This window comes from Amycolatopsis nalaikhensis, assembly GCF_030264295.1.
GTDB classification, from domain to species: Bacteria; Actinomycetota; Actinomycetes; order Mycobacteriales; family Pseudonocardiaceae; genus Amycolatopsis; species Amycolatopsis nalaikhensis.
On record NZ_CP127173.1, the window covers coordinates 9,384,984 to 9,404,815 of the forward strand.

A 19,832-nucleotide genomic window follows, 5' to 3' on the forward strand; every position below is an offset into this window, starting at 1 on the left:
CGGGTTATCCCTTCGTGGAGGAGAGCAGCTCGACGTTGCCGTCGAACTGCCAGAGCGGGTTGGGTTGGTCCCCCGCGGGGGTCCGCACCTGGAAGTAGCCGTTCACTTCCTTCGGTCCGTCGCCGTCGGCGACGTACCGCCCGTCCGAGGTGATGTCCAGCTGGTAGATCGCCGAGCCGGTCGCCGCGATGCCCGGCAGGTGCCAGGACACGACGCACCGCCAGTCGTTGCCGGGGCCTTCGGGCACGACCAGGCCGTCGCCCTTGGTGCACGCGGCCGTCGCCCCCAGCTGCGCCTCGGTGACGTCGGGCCGGTTCAGCTGCCCGGCCTGCAGCCGGTACAGGTGGGCGAAGGCGGTGGCGACCGACCGCTGGACCTTGTCGAGCTCGATCCCGGAGCCGGTGGCCGGCGTGGCCACGGCGACGACGCCCGCCGTGACGGCGAGCAAGGCGACCAGCGGCAGGACACCGGTGGTGAGCGCGCGGCGACCCGAGCCGTCGTGCGCGGGGTTGGTGAAGTCGCGGCGCACGAACAGCGCGTACGCGAGCCCGGTCGCGACCACGGCCCAGGCCAGGCTGACGCCGACGCCGACGAGCAGCGGCCCGAGCTGCGCCGGCTCGGTGAACAGGCCGTTCCACGCGATGAAGGCGTAGCTGGGCAGGGCGAGCCGGACGGCGACGGGCAGCGGCAGCAGCTGGGCGAGCGCCATCGCGAGGGCGACGACGGCGGGCAGCAGCAGCCCCATCGGCGACCGTCCCCAGAGGACGGACCCGAGCAGCCCGATCGCGGCCAGCGCCAGGGTCGGGGCGAGCACGCAGACCCAGGCGAGCAGTACGCCGGTGGCGGCGTCGCCGGGGGTGAGGAGGTGGCCGTCGAGCCCGACGAGCGGCCGGTTCCCGGCGGCGACCACCCCGCCCACGGCCCCGGACACGGCCATCCCGATGACCAGCACGAGGATGACGAACAGGCTGGCCAGCGCTTTCGCGACGAAGATCCGCCGCGGCGACCGGACAGCGACGAGCAGGTGCCGCCAGGTGCCGAGCCGGTCTTCGGAGGCGAAGACATCCCCGGCGACGACCGAGGTGAGCAGCGGCAGGGCATAGGTGCCGGCGAAGCCGAGCATGACGAGCGGACCGGCCCACCCGGTGGCGTTCATCCACCGGCCGAAGAGGGTGTCGACGGGCAACGAGCTTTGTTCACTGACAACGGCGACGAACGCGGCGGGCGCAACCCAGCAGGCGAGCACGAGCAACCGGATGCGCCAGGCGGCGAAGAGCTTGACGAGTTCGAAGCGGAAGCCGCGCGAGAGGGGAACGGTGGTGATCATCGAGCCGACTCCTGCTGAGTGAGGGCGAGAAAGGCGGCTTCGAGCGGCGACACAACAGGGGCGAGCTCCCGCACGGCGATGCCGTCCTTGGCCAGCCGCAGGACGAGATCGTCGAGCGCGGGTTCCTGAGCCCGCACAACGAGCACATCGGCCGCCGGATCGGCGACGCGGACGCCGGGAGCATCGGCGACAACCTGCCGAGCGGCGGCCGGGTCTGAGGTGCGCAGCCGGTAGTCGAGCTCGGCGTTCTCGGCGGAGAGCTTGCCGAGCGGCCCGGAGAAGACGACGCGCCCGGTGGCGAGAATGGTGACTTCCGAGCAGAGGGCTTCGAGATCGTCCATGCGGTGACTGGAGAGGACAACGGTGGTGCCTTCGTCGGCAAGCCGTTCGAGGACACCGTGGACGTGCTTCTTCCCGGCGGGATCAAGACCATTGGCGGGTTCGTCGAGGACGAGAAGCCGTGGTTCGGTGAGCAGCGCGGCGGCCAGCCCGAGCCGCTGCCGCATGCCGAGCGAGAAGCCCCGAACGCGATCATCGGCGACGTCGCTGAGCCCGACTTCCTCGAGAACGGCGTCGGTCCGGGGCGTGTGCCCCCGAAGGGCGGTGAGGTTCTGCCGCGCGGTCAGGGAGGGATAGAGGCCGGGGCTGTCGACGAACCCGGAAACGGCGGAGAGGGCCTGCCCAGCGGGGGCACCGAGGATCTCCAGCTGCCCTTCATCGGCAACGGCGAGACTCAGGAGCAAGCCGAGCAAGGTGGTCTTCCCGGCCCCGTTCGGTCCGACGAGCCCGTGGATCCGCCCGGAGGCGACGTCCAGATCGACACCGTCGAGGGCAACGACGTCACCGAAGCACTTGGTGATCCCGCGCGCCCTCACGGCCAGGGGTGTGTCCATGAGTCCAGAAACTTAGGCACCGCAAGTGACTGTCGGTGGCGAGCTGGGTGAACGGTTCCCTAACACGGGAGGGCGCGCCGTTACCGGGGTGGTGAAATGTCTGGTTTAGGGTTTGATCTTGCGGAGGGTTTACCGGGGGCTTGCTTTGGTGGTTGGCGGCCGGTGGCCGACGGCTGGAGGCCGGCGGCCGGTGGTGCGTGCTCGGGACCGGCGGCCGGCAACGCAAGCCAGGCACGAGATCACCAGACCTCCCCCGCCCCTCGTCCTCGCCGCCCTTCAGTCGACGGTTGAGCTTGTCAAGGCACGCTTTCCCGCCTTGACAAGGTCTACCGGCGGCTGAACACTCCGCGAGGAGGGGTGGGGGATGTCGGGCCCGTCATCTTTTCGTTGGACGCGGGTTCAAAGATCAAAAGAATGTCCTCGCCGGACGGGCAGGCTCCGGGATGGCCGGGGCCTCGTAGTCTTGTTGCGTTCTCGAGGTGGGCCGCGAGGTGGTCATCCCGTCGCCTGATTGAGGCCTATCACTTTGAGCCAGGCCCGCAAGCTTGCGTAGTTCGGCGCCGGTGAGCAGGTAGTTGCGGGCCTGGCTCAAAGTGATTTTGACGGCCTCAGGCGACGGGATGACCACCCAGCTCCTTAGTCAAGGTTGGCTAGCCGCATGCCTTTCCGTTCATCGTGAATGCCGTTGGGTTCCCGTTACTCCCGCTGTAACTACCATTGAAGCCGATTGCGATCGTCTGGCCTGGTGCCACCGAACCGTTCCACGACATCGCCTTCGCCGTCACGTTCGCTCCTGACTGCGACCATGTTGCCGACCAGCCCTGCGTCACCTTCTGGTTGCCCGGGAACGTGAACCCCAGTGTCCACGATGGCCACGCCGTTGTCCCCGTGTTCTTCATGCTCACCGTTGCCGTGAAGCCGCCGCTCCATGTGTTCGCCGCGTACGTCACCGTGCAGCCGCCCGACTCCGATGTTGTTGTGAACTCGGCCGCCGGTGAATCCGTGCTCGCCAGACCCGCGCCGTTGCGGGCCCGGACCACCACCGAGTACGCCGTCGATGGCGAAAGCCCCGTCAACGTCGCTGTTGTCCCGGTGACCGTTGCCAGCACCTTTCCGCCGCTCACCACCTCGTAGCCCGTTACTCCGCTCTCCGCGTCTGCCGACGCCGTCCAGCTCAGCGTCGCTCCCGTGGACGTCACCGCCGCGACCGTCGGCTTGCCCGGTGCTGACGGCGCCGTTGTGTCCACTCCGGACGGTGCTTTCTCCGCCGTCCAGTTTGCCAGCCAGGCCAGCGCCGCGTTCCAGTTGACCGCTACCTCGTTCACCGAGTACGCCTCTATGTCGTCCACGAAACAACGCTGTGGCGCGCACCCCGCCAGCAAACGCGCCGCCGTCGGGTCCTGCAAGCCGCTGTTCGGGCCTCCCGACAACGCGCCCGGGGGTGCGATCGGCAACGCTGCGTCCACCTCGTGTGCCCAGAACCTGTGGTGCACGTTCTTCACCGGCTGGTCGCCGTGGCCTGATACGTACGAATAGTTCGCCGGGTTACGGCCCAGCAAATAATCCATTGCCGCGAATGCTCCGTCGCGGTACTTCTCCTGCTTTGTCAGGTCGTACGCCAACGCCAGGACCACTCCGTTGTTCGCCACCAAGCCGTTCGAACCCCACTCGTACGTGCCGTCCGCCGTTCGGTATGGCGCCGGGTAGCCCATTGCCGCCATCTGCGTCAAGTGGCTGTCCGCCGTTGTCGTGATCGCCGTCTTGATCGCCGTGATGTCCGCTGCCGGCAGGTCGGTCGGGACCAAAGCCAGGGTGATGTCACCCAACGCTCCCGTTGAGCCCCAGTCGAAACCGTGCGTGTTGAAGCTGACCCCTCGGTACAGCGACGACCCCGTCACATCCGTGCGGTACGCGCTCTTTCCCGTGGTTGCGAACAGCTCCGCCGCCGCCCAGTAGAACTCGTCCGTCACCGTGTTGTCGCTGTACGTTCCGCCGCCCGTTCCGTCGTTCGGGTCCGCCAGCATCGCCGGGTGCGCCTTCGCTGCCGCGTACGCCTTTTCGGCCGCCGCCAGGAGTTTGTCCGCGTAAGCCGCGTCGATTGTTCGCCACAAGCGTGCCGCCTGTGCCGCCACCGCCGCCATGTTCAACGTCGCCGCCGTGCTCGGGGCCGACAGCCTTCGCGGCTGGCTGTCCTGATCCGGCCTTGTGGGCAGGGCCGTCCACTGCGCGTCGTGGATCTTGTGGTGGACCATCCCCGCGTTCGGCTTGCCGTCCGGGACCTGCATCGACAGCAGGAAATCCACCTCCCAGCGCGCCTCGTCCAGGATGTCCGGCACCCCGTTGCCCTGCTCCGGGATCGCCAGCTTGCCGTCGCCCAGTGCGCTCGCGTCCCCGAGCCGCGTCGCCCGCTCGTACTCGTCCAGCAGCTCCCAGGCCGCTATTCCGCCGTTCACCACGTACTTGCCGTGGTCGCCAGCGTCGTACCACCCTCCGCGCACGTCCAGCGTGTAGCCGCAGTTCAGGTCCGATCGGCACGGCACGTTGTTGTCACCCTGGTTCGGGGCCACGTTCACGTGCCCCGCCGGGCGGGCGTACTCCGCTCCCACGTACTTCGCGTCGATCGGGATTCCGCTTCGCTGGTTGTAGAAGAACGCCAGCGAGTCGTACCGCAGCTTCTTCAGCCCGTCCGCCGAGATCGCGAACGGGAAGCTCGTCTCCGTGCCGACCGTCAGCGTGTAGCCGGTGCCCGTCACGTCGAACGCCGAGAAGTCGATTTCGTGGACGTTCTCGCCTGAAGGTGCGTCCGCTCCGCGAGGGCGCGTCTGGCCGGTCGTCACCGCCGTGCCCGCGGCGTTCTTCAACGTCCAGGTCAGGGGTATCGTCGAATCGCTGATCAGCGTTGCCTTCTTCGGCAGGCCGGGTGCGTAGCCGTCCTGGTTCACCCGGATGCCGCTCGTCGGGGGCAAGCCACCCGGTGGGACGACGCCGCCGATCAGGGAGATGTTGTCCAGGCACACCGTGTTGTCCGCCGCCTGGCCGCCGAACCAGAACGCCAGCTGGCCGTCACCCGCGGCCGGGAAGTCCAATGTGGACGTGAACGTGACCGTGAAGTGCTGGGTTGTCGGCGTCACCGTCACGTCGGTGCGGGAGATCTGCCGGTACGGGGACACCGCTTCCCCGGCGACGGCGGAGATCTGCTGGGTGGTCGTCGCGTGCGCGTCGAACGTCAGCGTGTACTGCTGCCCCGCCTCGAACGGCACGCCGTTCTGGCCGGACAGCGCGTCGTAGCCGTTGGCCGTGCCGCCGGTGACGTCCGTGCAGAACTCGCCGCCGGTGACGTGGCCCGTCGTCCCCGAGCCCGCCCACCACGGGTCCATGGTGCCGCTGGAGAACGTGCCGTTGAGCAGCCTCTCGTAGTCCGCCGCCGATGCGGGTGGTGCGTTCAGTGCCAACCCGAGCGCCGCCACGGCCAGAACGCCGTGCCATCTTCGTGCCCGCATCCGCCATCTCCTCGTCGTCGTTGCCGCGCCGATGGTCACAATGGGAGCGCTCCCAGCTCGGGGACTGTAATCACCCGACCACGGCCTTGGCAATCACCCGTCCCGAAAATCGATCACGAGAAACCCCTTTGCCTGGGGGTTCCGCTGTGGTTTCATCGGAGCAAGTCCTGCTGAGAGCGCTCCCAGAGCGGCACCCACGACGAAGTGGAGACGGCACGATGAAACTCAGGCACGCCCTTTCCGCCCTGCTGCTGACCGCGGCCGGGCTCGCGGCCCCGGTCGCCACCGCCCCCGCCGCGCACGCGGACACCCTGATTTGCGACCAGTACGGCTCGACCACGATCGGCGGCCGGTACGTCGTCATGAACAACCGCTGGGGCAGCAGCGCCACGCAGTGCATCAACGTCACGAGCAGCGGGTTCCGGATCCAGACCCAGCAGGGCTCCACCAGCGGCGGCGCCCCGCTCTCCTACCCCGCCGTCTACCTCGGCTGCCACTACGGGAACTGCTCCCCCGGCAGCCCGCTGCCCCGCCAGCTCGGCTCGATCGGCAACGCGTCGTCGTCGATCTCCTACACCTACGTCGGCGGCTCGGTCTTCGACGCCTCCTACGACATCTGGATGGATCCCACCCCGAAGACCAACGGGGTGAACCAGATGGAACTGATGATCTGGTTCACCCGCGCCGGCGGGGTCCAGCCGGTCGGCGGCCGGGTCGGTACCACCACCATCGGCGGGCGCGGCTGGGAAGTCTGGCAGGGCAACAACGGCGGCAACGACGTCGTCTCCTACGTCGCCCAGTCTTCGCTCAGCAGCTGGTCGTTCAACGTCATGGACTTCGTCAACGACGTCGACAACCGCACCCGCGTCGACCGGTCGTGGTACCTGACCAGCGTCCAGGCCGGGTTCGAGCCGTGGAGCGGCGGCGTCGGGCTCGCCGTCAACTCCTTCTCCGCGAACGTCGGCTAGGTGTACTGACCCGTGAGGTTGGGGACGCGGCTGGCGGGTGGGTGACCTGCGAGTGCGGTGTGTCCGCGGTGATGGTTGTAGGTGTGCAGCCAGTCTGGCAAGGCGCGGCGTCGTTCGGTCTCGTTCCGGTAGGGCTGGGCGTAGGCCCACTCCTCCAGCAGGGTGCGGTTGAACCGCTCGACCTTCCCGTTCGTTTGCGGCCGGTAGGGCCGGGTGCGTTTCGGGGTGACGCCCGCGTCGCGCAGCGTGTCGCGCCACAGGTGTGAGCGGTAGCAGGATCCGTTGTCGGTCAGCACCCGGCGGATGGCGATGCCGTAACCGGCGAAGAATGCCTGAGCGCGGGTCCAGAACGCGACTGCGGTTTCCCGGGTTTCGTCGGCGTGGATTTCGGTGTAGGCCAGGCGGGAGTGATCGTCCACGGCGTTGTGCAAGTAGGCGTAGCCATGGCCGCGCTGACCGCTGTTGCGGCGGCCGGCGGCCCGCCCGAGGACTTTGTGTCCGCCGCCATCGGGGATGTTGCCCAATTTCTTGATGTCCACGTGCACCAGGTCACCGGGCGCGGGGTGTTCGTAGCGGCGGACTGGGGTGGCAGTGGCCCGGTCCAGGTGAGTCAGCCGGGCCAGCCGGTAACGGGACAGGATCCGGTGCACCGTGGAGGGGTTCAGTCCGAGCAGGTAAGCGATCCGCGCGGGTCCCCACCTGCGGGTCACCCGGACCTTGATGACTCTCCGCTCGGTCCGCGTCGGTGTCCGGGCCGGGCTGGTGCGCGGGCGGCTGGACCGATCAGCCATGGCGGCTTCGCCGAGGTCGCGGTAGCGGCCTGCCCATCGGGCGGCGGTGGAGACCGACACCTGGAACCGTTCCGCGGCCCGTCGTAGCGGCCAGCCGTCCTCGACGACACAGCGGGCCAGGCGGAGTCTGCCGGTCGGGGTCAGGGGTGCGTTAGCGTGGGTCACGAGGGCCTCCGTTGGTCGGTGTAGACGTCGCAATCCACACCAAACCCGGAGGCCCTCCCTCACGCCAAGATCATCCGATCACGTGTCACCACGATCGCAACCTCCCCGGGCAGTACAGCTAGGGCCCCCGCCCCAAGCGCCCCAAGGCGGCCTTGGTTGCGTCTGACGCACCGAAGGCCGCCTTGGGTGCGTAAGACGCACCGAAGGCCACATTGGGGCGCTTGGGGCGGGACGCGCGGCGGCTAGCAGGCGAAGCTCGCCGCCGCGTTCGGGTCGCCCGTGCGGTACCGGGGCCAGGCCGGGTACTCGCACAGCGGCCGGGTGCGCTGGTGGCTCGTGTCGGTCACGACCGGGTTCGACGGCGCCTGCCCGCGGTCCACCCAGCGCTCGAGCGCCGAGAGCGAGTCCCACGACGCGGTGAACGCGGGGGTGCCGAAGTTGGCGTGGTTGGCCCCCGGCACGACGTAGTACCGAAGGAACGACTCCGTCGCCCGGGGACCGGCCACCGCGCGCACCCGCTCGTAGTAGTCGTTCGTCGACCGGGGCGAGACCAGCTCGTCCGCGGCGCCGTGGAGCAGGATCAGCTTGCCCCCGGCGCGGGCGAACGGGCGCAGGTCCGCGTTGTTGCGGTCCTCGATCGTCGAGAGGGCGCTGATGCGGTCGAGCCACTTCCCCGGCTGCCGGGGATCGATCTCGAGGGAGTTCTGCCGCGGGTCGCGGGTCAGGAAGTACTTGACCCACTGGTCCCAGTACTGCATGCCGTAGCCGCTCGTCACCGGCATCGGGTTCGCCGGGGCCGTGGTGCCGAACCCGAGGAACGGCGTCCGCATGTCCGCGCCCGAAAGGAACGGGAAGCCCGGGTACTGGGTCTCGCCGCTGGCGATCCGGTACGGCCACCGGAAGGGCGACGACATCGCGGTCACGGCACCGATCTGCGCGTCCGACAGGCACGTCGGTCCGGCGTCCGCCCCGCCCGGGCAGCGCAGCGTGCGCGGGTCGAAGTGGCACGAGTCCGGGTTCGAGACGACCTTGTCGCGCAGGCCGTCCAGGCCGTCGCACGCGTTGATCACGCTGTTGTAGAGGAGAGTCTGCTTGTCCGGTCCGGGGAAGGCGCCGGGCTGGGAAAGGACCTGCGTCAGGTAGCCGAGGTCCAGGATCTCGGCGAGGTTGTTCCACGCCGGGTACGCGGAGATCACGCCGTCGAACGCGGTCGGCCACCGCTGGGCGACGACGAGCGCCTCGCGGCCACCCGTCGACCCGCCGGCGAAGAACGTCTCGGCCGGGCTCCGCCCGTAGGCGTGCCGGATGAGGAACAGGCTCGCGTCGCGGGTCTTCTTGAGCGCGTCACCGGCGGCGAAGTTCTTCACGGCTTCGTCGTTCACGCCGAACGACCCGTCCAGCGACGGCGGCGACGCCGGGTTCTGCTGGTGCCCGGAGTCGCTCGCGAACACCGCGTACCCCCGCGCCAGCGGCACCGGCTGGTCCGCCGGGCCGAACGGCACGTTCGCCGTCAGGTCCGGGATGGTGCCGTTGAAACCGCCCCCGCCGAACATCATCGCCTTGCGGTTCCAGTTCTCCGGCAGGGCGACGCGCAGCTTGATCGCGGGCGCCGCCGGGTCGACCGGGAACAGGTCGGCGTCGACCTGGCAGTACCCGGCGGGGACGACCGCGGCCGAGGTGACCCGGCCGCCGGTCGTCGGCAGGCTCACCACCGACGCCGGGATCGTCAGCCCCGCGAGCCCCGCGCACTCCGGGGCGGCCGTCGCGGCGGCGGGGGCAGCCAGCGGCAGCGCGGCTGCCAGCAGCAGCGCCGTCACCGGACCGGCGAATCGTCGCGTCTTCACGCCTGTCCCTTCGGGTAGAGGTGCGCGCCGGGGACGGCGTGCGGGTCTTCGCGGACGTCGGCGGGGTTCGTCTCGGGCAGGAACCACGCGCTGGCGAAGGTGATCAGCCCCATGAGCGTGATGTAGACGGCGACCGGCCAGGTGCTGCCGCTCTGCGCGATGAGCGCGGTCATGAGGAACGGCGTCCCGCCGCTGACGATGATCGCGGACAGCTGGTAGGCCAGCGACGCACCCGAGTAGCGGACGGCGGGCGCGAACAGCTCGCCGAGGAAGCTCGCGATCGGGCCGTAGGTGAGGCACTGGAACACGAACCCGACGGCCACCGCGACGAAGATCAGCGGCAGGGACGCGGTGCCGACGAGCCCGAAGTACGGGAAGGCCCAGACGGCGACGCCGAGGCCGCCGATCAGGATCAGCGGGCGGCGGCCGATCTTGTCCGAGAGGTGCCCGGACCACGGGATGGTCACCAGCATCGCCACGGAACTGAGCAGCACCACCGCGAGCAGGGCGTCGCGCTTGAGCCCGAGCGAGCCGGTGCCGTAGCTCAGCAGCCCGGAAATGCTGACGTAGAACAGGCTGTTGGTGGCCGAGAGGAGCCCGCAGCCGAGCAGGATGGTGCCGGCCTTGCTGCGCAGGACCCGCGTCAGCGGCGCGCGGACCACCGCCTCCTCCGGCTTCGCCGCCTCTTGCAGGCGGCGGAACTCCGGCGTGTCCTCGACCTTGGCCTGGATGTAGAGGACGACCGAGAACATCACGACGCTGAGCAGGAAGGGGATGCGCCAGCCCCAGCTGAGGAAGGCGGCGTCCGGCATCAGGCCGCTGGCCGCGACGAAGATCAGGTTCGACAGGATCACCGCGACCGGAACACTGGTCTGGCCGAAGGTCCCGGCGAAGCCCCGGCGCTTGGGCCCGGCGGATTCGGTGAGCAGCAGCACGATGCCGCCCCACTGGCCGCCGGCCGCCAGCCCCTGGACGAACCGCAGCGTCACCAGGAGGATCGGGGCCAGCGCGCCGACGGACGCCGCGCTGGGCAGGCAGCCGATCAGGAACGTCGCGGCCCCCATGAGCGCCAGGCAGGTGACGACGACCGGCTTGCGCCCGTACTTGTCGCCGAGGTGCCCGGCCAGCACCCCGCCGACCGGCCGCGCCACGAAGCCCGCCCAGAACGTGCTGAAGGCCAGCAGCGTCCCGGTCAGCGCCGACGAATGCGGGAAGAACACCTTGGGGAACACCAAGGCGGCCGCGGTGCCGTAGAGGAAGAAGTCGTACCACTCGATCGAGCTGCCGATCAGCCCCGCGGCCAGCAGCTTGCGGAACGCCCGGCGGTGCGCCGGGGACCGGTCGGCGTCGGCGTGGCCGGACCGTCCTTCGGGTTGGGTGAGCGGGATTGCCATGGAAGCCGCCTTCGTCGTTGAGCGCAGGCCCGTGATGGCGGTCATGGTATGGCGCCGTTACGCTGTCGCCTGAGGTGTGGACCATCCACTCCTCCCGCCGGATCGGTGGTTCTTTCGCCCACCCGCAGCGAGGAGGGACGGCACTGTGGCCAGCGATGCGGAGGCGGGCTCGCTCGTGCGACGGCAACGGGAACTGGCGTCGTTGTACGCGACCGTCAAATCGCTCACCGCGCTCGGCGAGCTCGACGACGTCCTGCGGTCGATCGTGCACCACGCCCACGACCTGATCGGCACGGACTTCACGTACCTGTCGCTGGTCGGCCCGGACGGCAGGCTGTCGGCCCGCGCGGCGGAGGGCACGGTCTCGCCGTCGTTCCTCGCGGCGGCCATCCCGACGAGCGTGGGTCTCGGCGGCAAGGTGCTGGCTTCCCGCAGCCCGCACTGGGTGCGCGACTACGCCGCGTCGACGCTGATCGAGCACGACCCGGCCTTCGACCGGCTGGTGACCACCGAAAAGCTCGTCGCGCTGCTCGGGGTGCCGCTGGTGATCCGGGGCGAGGCGGTGGGCGCGCTGTTCGCCGCGGACCGGTCCGAGCGGTCCTTCCAGGCCGACGAAATCGCGCTGCTGAACGCGTTCGCCGACCACGCGGCGGTCGCGCTCGACAACGCGCGCCTGTACGAAGAGAGCCGGACGGCGCTGCGGGACCTGCGCGTCGCCTACCGCAAAACCGAACGGGCGCAAGCGATCCACGAGGCCCTCACCGGCGTGGTGCTGGCCGGCGGCACCCCCGGCGACGTCGCCCAGCTGCTCGCCGACCAGCTCGGCGGCGGCGTCACGCTGCTCGACCGGACGAGTCCACTGGAGACGGACCTCGCGGGAGCGGTCGAGGAGGCCCGCCGGTCCGGGCGCTGCACGACGTCGGCGGAGGAGGACGGGACCACCCTGGCGGTGGCGGCGATCCAGGCGGGTGACAGCTACCTCGGCGCGCTGGCGTGGCGGCGCGAGGCCGCCCCGGACGACGTCGACCTGCGCACGCTCGAGCGGGCCACGCACATCCTCGGGTTGCTGATCCTCAAGGAGCAGGCGGTCGCCGAGGCCGCCGAGCGGGTGAGCGGCGAGCTGCTGACCGACCTCATGGTCGGCGGTCCCGGGATCGGCCCGGCCCAGCGCGCCCGGGCGCGTGCCCGCGGCATCGACGTCGACCGCCTGGACCTGGTGCTCGTCGTGGAGTCCCCGGCGTGGTCGGCGACCGACCTGTCCCGCCGCCTGCACGACATCGCCCGGGACCACGCCGGGCTGGCCGGCGAGCACCTGGGCCGCGCCACGATGATCCTCCCCGGCGACGACGCCACCCCGGAGGAAGTCCACAGTGGACTACGCCGGGCCCTGGGCGGCCCCGTGGTGGTCATCGGCGAACGGGCGGCCGGGCACGACTGGGCGGGGGCGTTCTCGCTGGCCAGCCGCTGCGGCGCGGTCGTGCGGGCGCTCGGGCACACGGACCTGGGTGCCATGACGCGCCGCTACGCGTTGTACGCCATGCTGTTCGACGCCGATCGCGCGGGCGAACTCGACCGGTTCCTCGAGGACTCGATCGGGGCGCTGCTGGACCACGACCGCCGCCGGGGCACCGACCTGGTCGGCACGCTCAGCGCGTACTACGACAACCGAGCGAACGTCGCGGCGACGGCCCGGGCGTTGCACGTCCACGTCAACACGCTGCTGAAAAGGCTCGACCGCGCGAGCGAGGTGCTGGGCTTCGACTGGCGCCGGGAGAACGACCTCGAGCTCCAGCTCGGTCTGCGGCTCCACGAACTCCGGACGACCTAGGCGATGCGCGCCGAGTCGCGCAGTGTGTTCTTCGCCAGCTTCCCGGTGCCGGTCTTGGGCAGGGTGGGCAGGAAGACGAAGTCGTCGGGCAACCACCACTTCGCGACCATCGGCGTGATGTGGTCCAGGAGTTCGTCGGCGGTCGCGGTGCTGCCGTCCCGCAGGACGACGTAGGCCACGGGACGTTCCATCCACCGCGGATCGGGGCGGCCGATCACGGCGACCTCGGCGACACCGGGGTGTGAGGAGATGGCGGCCTCGAGTTCGACCGAGGAGATCCACTCGCCACCGGACTTGATGAGGTCTTTCATCCGGTCGACGAGCCGCAGGTAGCCCTCGGCGTCGAGGGTGGCGAGGTCGCCGGTGCGCAGCCAGCCATCGCCGGTGAAGCTGCCATCGCCCGCAACCCGGAAGTAGCCACCGGCGACCCAAGGTCCGGCCACCTGCAACTCGCCGACGGCCTGCCCGTCGCGCGGCAGTTCCCGCCCGGTTTCGACGTCGACGATCCGCAGGTTCACCAGCGGAAGCGGCTGGCCCTGGGCGGCGCGCACGGCGACGAGTTCGTCGTCGGTGGCATCCCGGTGCTGGGTGCGCGTCCCGCCGATGGCCCCGACGGGGCTGATCTCGGTCATCCCCCAGGAGTGGGTGATGGGCACACCGATGGCGGCGCGGTAGGTCTCGGACAGGGCCGGGGCGACGGCGGAGCCACCACCGAGCAGAAAGCGCGTCGCGCTGCAGCTCGTGGTCGTGGAGGCGCGGAGCCAGGCTCGCCCAGACGGTCGGCACGGCACCGGCGACGGTCACCCGTTCGGCTTCCATCAACCCCAGCAGGTGAGCCGGATCCGCGGAGGCGCCGGGCAGCACGAGGGAGGCGCCCGCCATGACGGCACCGTAGGGCAGGCCCCAGGCGTTGGCGTGGAACATCGGCACGATCGGCAGGACGACATCGCTTTCGCTGAGGCCGATGAGCCCGGCGGCGAGGGTGCCGAGGCAGTGCAGAATGGTCGAGCGGTGGCTGTACAGCACACCTTTGGGCCGCCCGGTGGTACCGGAGGTGTAGCAGAGGCCGGACGCGAGATGCTCGTCGGCGAGGGTGAAGGTGTCCTCGAAGGAACCCTCGAACGGCTCGGCGGCGATCAAGTCGTCGTAGTGGGAGATGCGCGGATCGGCGGGGATCGGTTCATCGGTACCGTCGGGCAGGACAACCCAGTGCCGAACGCCCGGCAGCCGATCGGCGCTCGGCCAGATCCGCGACAGCAGACCACGGTCGACGAAGACGACGTCGTCTTCGGCGTGGGTGACGATGTACTCGAGGTGTTCGGCGGAAAGCCGGATGTTGATGGAGTGCAGGACCCGTTTGGTGGCGGGGACCCCGAGGTAGAGCTCGAGGTGACGGCGGCTGTTGCTGGCGAAGGTGGCAACGCGAGCGCCAACGGGGACGCCGAGGGAGTCGAGGGCGGTGGCCAGGCGCCGGACATTGCCGGCGACCTCGCCATAGGTGAGCCGTTCGCCCCCGGCGGTGACGACGTGCTTGTGCGCGAAGAGCCGTTCGGCGCGCTCCAGGACGTGGGCGATGGTCAGCGGCCGCGGCTGCATCAGCCCGTCCAGTTCCCTCGGCATGGCGCTCTCTTTCGGTCGGCGGGTGTGATGAACCATAAGGGCGGGTCGGGCGGGGAGATGAGGGTGGAAACTTCCACTTGTCGCGGGTCGCGGGCGGCGGATTCCTCCACTCGAAGTTCTGCGGAACCGGCGGCCGGCAACGCAAAGCAGGCACGACATCACCAGACCTCCCCCGCCCCTCGTCCTCGCCGCCCTTCAGTCGACGGTTGAGCTTGTCAAGGCACGCTTTCCCGCCTTGACAAGCTCAACCGGCGGCTGAACACTCCGCGAGGAGGGGCGGGGGATGTCGGGCCCGTTCTCCCTTCCGTGACGTTCAAAGATCAAAAGAATGTCCTCGCCGGACGGGCAGGCTCTGGGATGGCCGGGGCCTCGTAGTCTTGTTGCGTACTCGAGGTGGGCCGCGAGGTGGTCATCCCGTCGCCTGATTGAGGCCTATCACTTTGAGCCAGGCCCGCAAGCCTCCGTAGCTCGGCTGCAGTAGACGAGGTAGTTGCGGGCCTGGCTCAAAGTGATTTGACGGCCTCAGGCGACGGGATGACCACCTTCGCTCTTTTCGTAAGTTCGTTGCCGGTCACCTATCGTCCGTATATCCAAAACCCCATACGTCTTGGCAACGTCCCTCCGTCTTTACTGGTGGGCATGATCGGAATCACCGTGTACGGCTGTGGTCCGGATGAGGCCGTCTTGTTCCGGGAAATGGCGCCGTCCTGTGGTGTCATTCCCACCATCACCTCTTCTCCCGTCACCGAAGCCAATGTCGATCTCGTCTCCGGGAACCGGTGCGTCAGCGTTGGCCACCAGCATCCCGTCACCAACGACACCCTCCTCGCCCTCGGCAAAGCCGGTGTCCGCTACATCTCCACCCGGAGCATCGGGTTCAACCACCTCGATGTCGACTACGCCGACAGCCTCGGCATTTCCGTCGGCAACGTCAGCTATTCGCCCGACAGTGTCGCCGACTACACCCTGATGCTCATGCTGATGGTCCTCCGGGATGCGAAAGCCACCCTTCGGCGCGCCGATCTCCACGACTACCGGTTGAACGATGTCCGTGGCAAAGAACTTCGCGATCTCACTGTCGGCGTTATCGGGACCGGGAACATCGGTGTCGCCGTCATGGATCGGCTGCGGGGGTTCGGCTGCCGGGTTCTCGCCCATGACAGCCGGCCTCGGAACTCCGCCGACTACTTCCCCCTTGATGAGCTTCTGCAGCTCAGCGACCTCGTCACCCTTCACGTCCCGCTCACCTCCGACACCCACCACCTCCTCGATCGGCACCGCATCGCCCGGCTCAAGCGCGGGGCCTACGTCGTCAACACCGGGCGTGGCGCTCTGCTCGACACCGAAGCTCTCGTCCGGGGCCTGGAAAGCGGGCGGCTGAGTGGCGCCGCACTGGACGTCGTCGAGGGGGAAGAAGGCATCTTCTACTCCGATCACCGGGGCAAACCCCTCGGGAGCGAGCTTCTCGGGCGGCTGCAAGCCATGCCGAACGTGCTCATCAGCCCGCACACCGCCTACTACACCGACCACGCGCTCACCGACACCGTCGAAAACAGTCTCATCAACTGTCTGAACTTCGAAAGCGGGAACCACTGTGCCTAAGGTGAAGATCGGCGTCCTCTTCGGTGGCGTTTCCGAAGAACATCCCGTCTCCGTCAAATCCGCTCGAGAGGTCGCGCGGCACCTCGACCCTGAAAAGTACGAACCGTACTACGTCGGCATCACTCGGGATGGCCTCTGGAAACTCTGCGACGATCCCTCCTCGAACTGGGAAGATGGTGACTGCCGCGCCGCCGTGCTCTCGCCCGATCGGAGCGTGCACGGGCTGCTCGTCCTCGACCAGGGCCGTTGCGAGACGATCCGCCTCGACGTCGTGCTGCCCGTCCTGCACGGCAAGCTCGGTGAAGACGGGGCCGTGCAAGGCTTGCTGGAGCTTTCCGGCATTCCGTACGTCGGGTGCGACATCGCGGGTTCCGCCCTGTGCATGGACAAAGCGCTCGCCTACACCGTCGTCGAAGCCGCCGGGATCGCTACCCCGCCCTTCCGGATCGTCGCCGCCGAGGACAAGGTCGATCCCGATGAGCTGACCTACCCCGTCTTCGTCAAGCCCGCCCGTTCCGGGTCTTCTTTCGGGGTCAGCAAGGTTTCTCACCCGGACGAGCTCGCCGAGGCGATCGAGACCGCGGCTCGGTACGACGTCAAGGTGCTCATCGAAGAAGCCGTCGTCGGCAGTGAGGTCGGCTGCGCCGTGCTGGGGAACGATCCGGAGCTGATCACCGGGGAGGTCGACCGGATCGCGCTTTCCCACGGCTTCTTCCGGATCCACCAAGAAGACGCGCCCGAGACCGGCTCCGAAAACTCGACCTTCGTCGTGCCCGCCGACATCTCACCTGAATCTCGCGCGCTCGTTCAGGAGACCGCGAAAGCCGTCTACCGTGCCTTGGGTTGCCGGGGGCTCGCGCGGGTCGATCTTTTCCTCAAGGAGGACGGGACTGTTGTGCTCAACGAGGTCAACACCCTGCCGGGCATGACCTCCTACAGCCGGTACCCCCGGATGATGGCCGCCGCGGGACGGTCGATGGCCGATGTTCTCGACCGCTTGGTGACGCTCGCCCTGACGGGTGACCGATGACCGGCGACTTCGTCTTCGTCGACGGCTGCGTCCCCGGGATCCGCTGGGACGCCAAGTACGCCACCTGGGACAACTTCACCGGCAAACCGGTCGACGGCTACCTCGCCAACCGCGTCGTCGGCACGCGGGCCCTGTGCTCGGCACTGGAACGCGCGCGGGAAAAGGCCGAGGCGCTGGGGTTCGGCCTGCTGCTGTGGGACGGCTACCGCCCGCAACGCGCCGTCGACTGCTTCCTGCGCTGGTCCCGGCGGCCGGAGGACGGGCGGACCAAATCGCGGCACTACCCGAACATCGACCGGTCCGAGATGTTCGAAAAGGGTTACGTGGCCGCCAAATCCGGGCACAGCCGGGGCAGCACCGTCGACCTGACGCTCTACCACCTGGCCACCGGCGAGCTCGCCCCGATGGGCGGCGACCACGACCTCATGGACCCGGTCTCCCACCACGGCGCTCCCGGGATCTCGCCGATCGAAGCGCAGAACCGCGCGCACCTGTGCGCCGTCATGGAAGCCTGCGGGTTCCGCCGATACGACCACGAGTGGTGGCACTACACCCTGGACCGCGAACCGTACCCGGACACCTACTTCGACTTCCCCATCGACCACGCGAGTCCTCGCCCGTGACCGCGTTCCGCCCCGCCCGCCTCGAAGACGCGCCCCGGATAGCCGAGCTGCTGACCCAGCTCGGCTATCCGGGCGAACTCGAGGCCGTGGCCGGGCGTCTCGCTCTTCTCCTGCGGTCGCCTACCCACCTGGTCCTGGTAGACACCCGCGTCGACGGCTGCGTCACCGCCGAACGGCGGCTCGTGCTGCACCAGGACGAGCACGTCGAGATCACCGGCTTGGTCGTCGACGCGGCCGTCCGACGCTCCGGGCTCGGCCGTGCGCTCGTGCGGGCTGCCGAGCAGTGGGCGGTACGGCACGGCGTGCCCGCCGTCGTGGTCCGGTCGAACGTCGTGCGCCCCGAATCCCACGCTTTCTACGAGGCGGCCGGGTACCGGCGGACGGCGACCTCGCACAGCTACCGCAGGACGGTTTGAGGCGCGGTGGGCAGCCGCACCGTGACGACCAGCCCGCCGCCGTCGCGTGGGGTGAGCGTGAGCGTTCCGTCGTGGGCCCGGGTGATGCTCGTGACGATGGCCAGGCCGAGCCCGACGCCCGCGTGGTCGCCCAGGAGGCGTCCGGTGCCGCGCTGGAACGGCTCGGCCAGCGTCGCGACCGCGTCCGGGGACAGCTCCTTGCCCGTGTTCTCGACTGTGAGCACCACGGCTCCGGGGTCGACACTGGTCGTGACGTGCACCGTGCCGCCGTCCGGCAGGTTGTGGACGATCGCGTTGTGCACCAGGTTCGTGGTCAGCTGCAACAACAGGGCCGCCGAGCCGACCGTGGCCGTCTCCTCCCCCGTCGTTTCGAGGCTGACGCCGCGTTTTTCCGCCAGCGGCAGCAACGTCTCCGTGGCTTCTTCCGCCATCAGGGACAGGTCGACGGGTTCACGAGGGAACGACCGACGGTCGGCGCGGCTGAGCAGGAGCAGCGCCTCGGTGAGCTCGATCGCGCGTGCGTTGAGGGCGTGGAGCCGGTCGACGAGTTCGCCCGGGTCGCGGCCGCGGTCCGCGCGGGCCACGTCCAGGAGCGTCTGCGTGACGGCCAGCGGGGTGCGCAGCTCGTGGGAGGCGTTGGCCGCGAACCGCTGGTGTTCGGCGACGTGCGCCTCGAGCCGGGCGAGCATCGTGTCGAACGCGTCGGCGAGCTCGCGGAACTCGTCGCGGCGGCCGGGGAGCCGGATCCGGTGCGAGAGCGAGCCGTCGGCGGCCGCGCGCGTCGCGTCCGTGATGCGGGTCAACGGCGCGAGCATGCGCCCCGAAAGCACCCAGCCGCCCGCGAGCCCGAAAACCAGCAGGAACAGGAGCACCGCGCCCGCGGTCGGGGCGAACGCGGCGATGAGGGTCCGGCCGGGCGGTGACATCACCACCGGCATGAGTTCCAGGCCCAGCTGCTGGTAGTAGAGCAGGAACAGCAGCACGGCCAGGAGCAGCAGGATGCCCGCGAGCATGACGAACCCGGCGTAGCTGAGGGTGAGCTTGAGGCGGACGCTGAGCCCGGGCGGCCTATCCACGGTCTTCGCCGCCGGGGGTTTCGATGCGGTAGCCGACGCCGGGCACGGTGGCGATGATGCCGGGCTCGCCGAGGCGTTTGCGCAGGGCCGAGACCGTGATGCGCACGGCGTTGGTGAACGGGTCCGCGTTCTCGTCCCACGCCCGCTCCAGCAGCTCCTCGGCACTGATCACCCCGCCTTCGGCGCCGACGAGGACTTCGAGCACGGCGAACTGCTTCCTGGTCAGGGCCACGTACCGGCCGTCGCGGTAGACCTCGCGGCGGAACGGGTCCAGCCGCAGGCCGGCGATCTCCCGCACCGGCGGCCGGCAGTGGGCGCGCCTGCGGTCGAGGGCACGCAGGCGCAGCACGAGCTCGCGGAGCTCGAACGGCTTGGTGAGGTAGTCGTCGGCGCCGAGCTCGAACCCGGAGGCCTTGTCGTCGAGCCGGTCGGCCGCGGTGAGCATGAGGATGGGCATGCCGCTGCCGGAGGCGACGATGCGTTCGGCGATCTCGTCCCCGGAGGGCCCGGGGATGTCCCGGTCGAGGACGGCGATGTCGTAGGCGTTGACGTTCAGCAGTTCCAGCGCGGTGTCGCCGTCACCGGCGAGGTCGGCGGCGATCGCGGCGAGGCGCAGGCCGTCGTGGATGGCTTCGGCCAGGTAGGGCTCGTCCTCGACCACCAGCACACGCATGATCCCGATCTTACGAGCGGGGGCATTTCGCGGGCATATCGAAAACCGGATACGGGACGGCGACGCCCGGCCGCCTTGACTC

General features: G+C 69.4%; 15 protein-coding genes and 1 pseudogene. 6 read left to right on the forward strand and 10 right to left on the reverse strand.

The genetic code is table 11. The annotated features are described in order from the left end of the window. Positions 1 to 4 precede the first annotated feature (4 nt). The 3 genes from QP939_RS45545 to QP939_RS45555 form a co-directional block, all read right to left on the reverse strand. Complete coding sequence (locus QP939_RS45545; RefSeq protein WP_285453054.1) at positions 5 to 1,327, reverse strand: ABC transporter permease; 1,323 nt, start codon at positions 1,325 to 1,327, stop codon at positions 5 to 7. Next, a complete protein-coding gene (locus QP939_RS45550; protein ID WP_285453055.1) occupies positions 1,324 to 2,220 on the reverse strand; it encodes an ABC transporter ATP-binding protein in 897 nt (298 codons plus the stop codon). The genes QP939_RS45545 and QP939_RS45550 overlap by 4 nt, the downstream gene beginning before the upstream one ends. 650 nt (positions 2,221 to 2,870) lie before the next feature. Then, a complete protein-coding gene (locus tag QP939_RS45555) occupies positions 2,871 to 5,720 on the reverse strand; it encodes a glycoside hydrolase family 9 protein (protein WP_285453056.1) in 2,850 nt (949 codons plus the stop codon). Between the two features lie 218 nt (positions 5,721 to 5,938). Here QP939_RS45555 and QP939_RS45560 point away from each other — a divergent pair, with 218 nt between their 5' ends. After that, positions 5,939 to 6,688 (forward strand): GH12 family glycosyl hydrolase domain-containing protein, encoded by a 750-nt coding sequence (locus tag QP939_RS45560; protein ID WP_285453057.1) that lies wholly within the window; start codon positions 5,939 to 5,941, stop codon positions 6,686 to 6,688. Here the strand turns inward: QP939_RS45560 and QP939_RS45565 are convergent. From QP939_RS45565 to QP939_RS45575, 3 genes are all read right to left on the reverse strand, one after another. Further along, positions 6,685 to 7,644, reverse strand: a complete 960-nt coding sequence (locus tag QP939_RS45565) for an IS481 family transposase (protein WP_285453058.1) — start codon at positions 7,642 to 7,644, stop codon at positions 6,685 to 6,687. The two genes, QP939_RS45560 and QP939_RS45565, sit on opposite strands and share 4 nt — an antisense overlap. A gap of 242 nt (positions 7,645 to 7,886) precedes the next feature. Next, positions 7,887 to 9,488 (reverse strand): tannase/feruloyl esterase family alpha/beta hydrolase, encoded by a 1,602-nt coding sequence (locus tag QP939_RS45570; protein WP_285453059.1) that lies wholly within the window; start codon positions 9,486 to 9,488, stop codon positions 7,887 to 7,889. Continuing rightward, positions 9,485 to 10,882 carry an MFS transporter gene (locus QP939_RS45575; protein WP_285453060.1) on the reverse strand — a complete coding sequence of 466 codons (1,398 nt, stop codon included), beginning with the start codon at positions 10,880 to 10,882 and terminating at the stop codon, positions 9,485 to 9,487. Before QP939_RS45575 ends, QP939_RS45570 begins: the two co-directional genes overlap by 4 nt. 145 nt (positions 10,883 to 11,027) lie before the next feature. Between QP939_RS45575 and QP939_RS45580 the strand changes: the two genes are divergently transcribed. Further along, positions 11,028 to 12,710 (forward strand): helix-turn-helix domain-containing protein, encoded by a 1,683-nt coding sequence (locus tag QP939_RS45580; protein ID WP_285453061.1) that lies wholly within the window; start codon positions 11,028 to 11,030, stop codon positions 12,708 to 12,710. On the opposite strand, the gene QP939_RS52075 is transcribed toward QP939_RS45580, so the two are convergent. Together QP939_RS52075 and QP939_RS52080 are read right to left on the reverse strand one after the other, a co-directional pair. Further along, the gene (locus QP939_RS52075; RefSeq protein ID WP_352252859.1) at positions 12,707 to 13,021 is read right to left on the reverse strand and encodes an AMP-binding enzyme; all 315 of its coding nucleotides are present in this window, start codon (positions 13,019 to 13,021) and stop codon (positions 12,707 to 12,709) included. The genes QP939_RS45580 and QP939_RS52075 overlap by 4 nt on opposite strands. A gap of 159 nt (positions 13,022 to 13,180) precedes the next feature. Next, positions 13,181 to 14,489 (reverse strand): annotated as a pseudogene (locus QP939_RS52080) (AMP-binding protein); the annotation flags it as partial. A 480-nt stretch (positions 14,490 to 14,969) separates the two neighbouring features. On the opposite strand from QP939_RS52080, the gene QP939_RS45595 reads away from it, so the two are divergent. Genes QP939_RS45595 through QP939_RS45610 form a run of 4 tightly spaced genes read left to right on the forward strand, consistent with a single transcriptional unit; the run spans position 14,970 to position 18,001 of the window. Continuing rightward, positions 14,970 to 15,932 carry a D-isomer specific 2-hydroxyacid dehydrogenase family protein gene (locus QP939_RS45595; RefSeq protein WP_434219691.1) on the forward strand — a complete coding sequence of 321 codons (963 nt, stop codon included), beginning with the start codon at positions 14,970 to 14,972 and terminating at the stop codon, positions 15,930 to 15,932. Further along, complete coding sequence (gene vanA, locus QP939_RS45600; protein ID WP_285453063.1) at positions 15,925 to 16,962, forward strand: D-alanine--(R)-lactate ligase; 1,038 nt, start codon at positions 15,925 to 15,927, stop codon at positions 16,960 to 16,962. Before QP939_RS45595 ends, vanA begins: the two co-directional genes overlap by 8 nt. Continuing rightward, complete coding sequence (gene vanX, locus QP939_RS45605; RefSeq protein WP_285453064.1) at positions 16,959 to 17,585, forward strand: D-Ala-D-Ala dipeptidase VanX; 627 nt, start codon at positions 16,959 to 16,961, stop codon at positions 17,583 to 17,585. Before vanA ends, vanX begins: the two co-directional genes overlap by 4 nt. Continuing rightward, a complete protein-coding gene (locus tag QP939_RS45610; RefSeq protein ID WP_285453065.1) occupies positions 17,582 to 18,001 on the forward strand; it encodes a GNAT family N-acetyltransferase in 420 nt (139 codons plus the stop codon). Before vanX ends, QP939_RS45610 begins: the two co-directional genes overlap by 4 nt. Here QP939_RS45610 and QP939_RS45615 read toward each other — a convergent pair. Both QP939_RS45615 and QP939_RS45620 read right to left on the reverse strand, forming a co-directional pair. Beyond that, complete coding sequence (locus QP939_RS45615; protein ID WP_285453066.1) at positions 17,983 to 19,077, reverse strand: sensor histidine kinase; 1,095 nt, start codon at positions 19,075 to 19,077, stop codon at positions 17,983 to 17,985. The two genes, QP939_RS45610 and QP939_RS45615, sit on opposite strands and share 19 nt — an antisense overlap. Next, positions 19,070 to 19,750, reverse strand: coding sequence for a response regulator transcription factor (locus QP939_RS45620; RefSeq protein WP_285453067.1), 681 nt, complete (start codon positions 19,748 to 19,750; stop codon positions 19,070 to 19,072). Before QP939_RS45620 ends, QP939_RS45615 begins: the two co-directional genes overlap by 8 nt. Positions 19,751 to 19,832 lie beyond the last annotated feature (82 nt).

Bases quoted from the DNA above. Each gene is read 5' to 3' on its own strand.
- QP939_RS45545 (WP_285453054.1), bottom strand. From the start codon at position 1,327: ATGATCACCACCGTTCCCCTCTCGCGCGGCTTCCGCTTCGAACTCGTC.
- QP939_RS45550 (WP_285453055.1), bottom strand. From the start codon at position 2,220: ATGGACACACCCCTGGCCGTGAGGGCGCGCGGGATCACCAAGTGCTTC.
- QP939_RS45555 (WP_285453056.1), bottom strand. From the start codon at position 5,720: ATGCGGGCACGAAGATGGCACGGCGTTCTGGCCGTGGCGGCGCTCGGG.
- QP939_RS45560 (WP_285453057.1), top strand. From the start codon at position 5,939: ATGAAACTCAGGCACGCCCTTTCCGCCCTGCTGCTGACCGCGGCCGGG.
- QP939_RS45575 (WP_285453060.1), bottom strand. From the start codon at position 10,882: ATGGCAATCCCGCTCACCCAACCCGAAGGACGGTCCGGCCACGCCGAC.
- QP939_RS52075 (WP_352252859.1), bottom strand. From the start codon at position 13,021: ATGAAAGACCTCATCAAGTCCGGTGGCGAGTGGATCTCCTCGGTCGAA.
- QP939_RS45595 (WP_434219691.1), top strand. From the start codon at position 14,970: ATGATCGGAATCACCGTGTACGGCTGTGGTCCGGATGAGGCCGTCTTG.
- vanX (WP_285453064.1), top strand. From the start codon at position 16,959: ATGACCGGCGACTTCGTCTTCGTCGACGGCTGCGTCCCCGGGATCCGC.
- QP939_RS45620 (WP_285453067.1), bottom strand. From the start codon at position 19,750: ATGCGTGTGCTGGTGGTCGAGGACGAGCCCTACCTGGCCGAAGCCATC.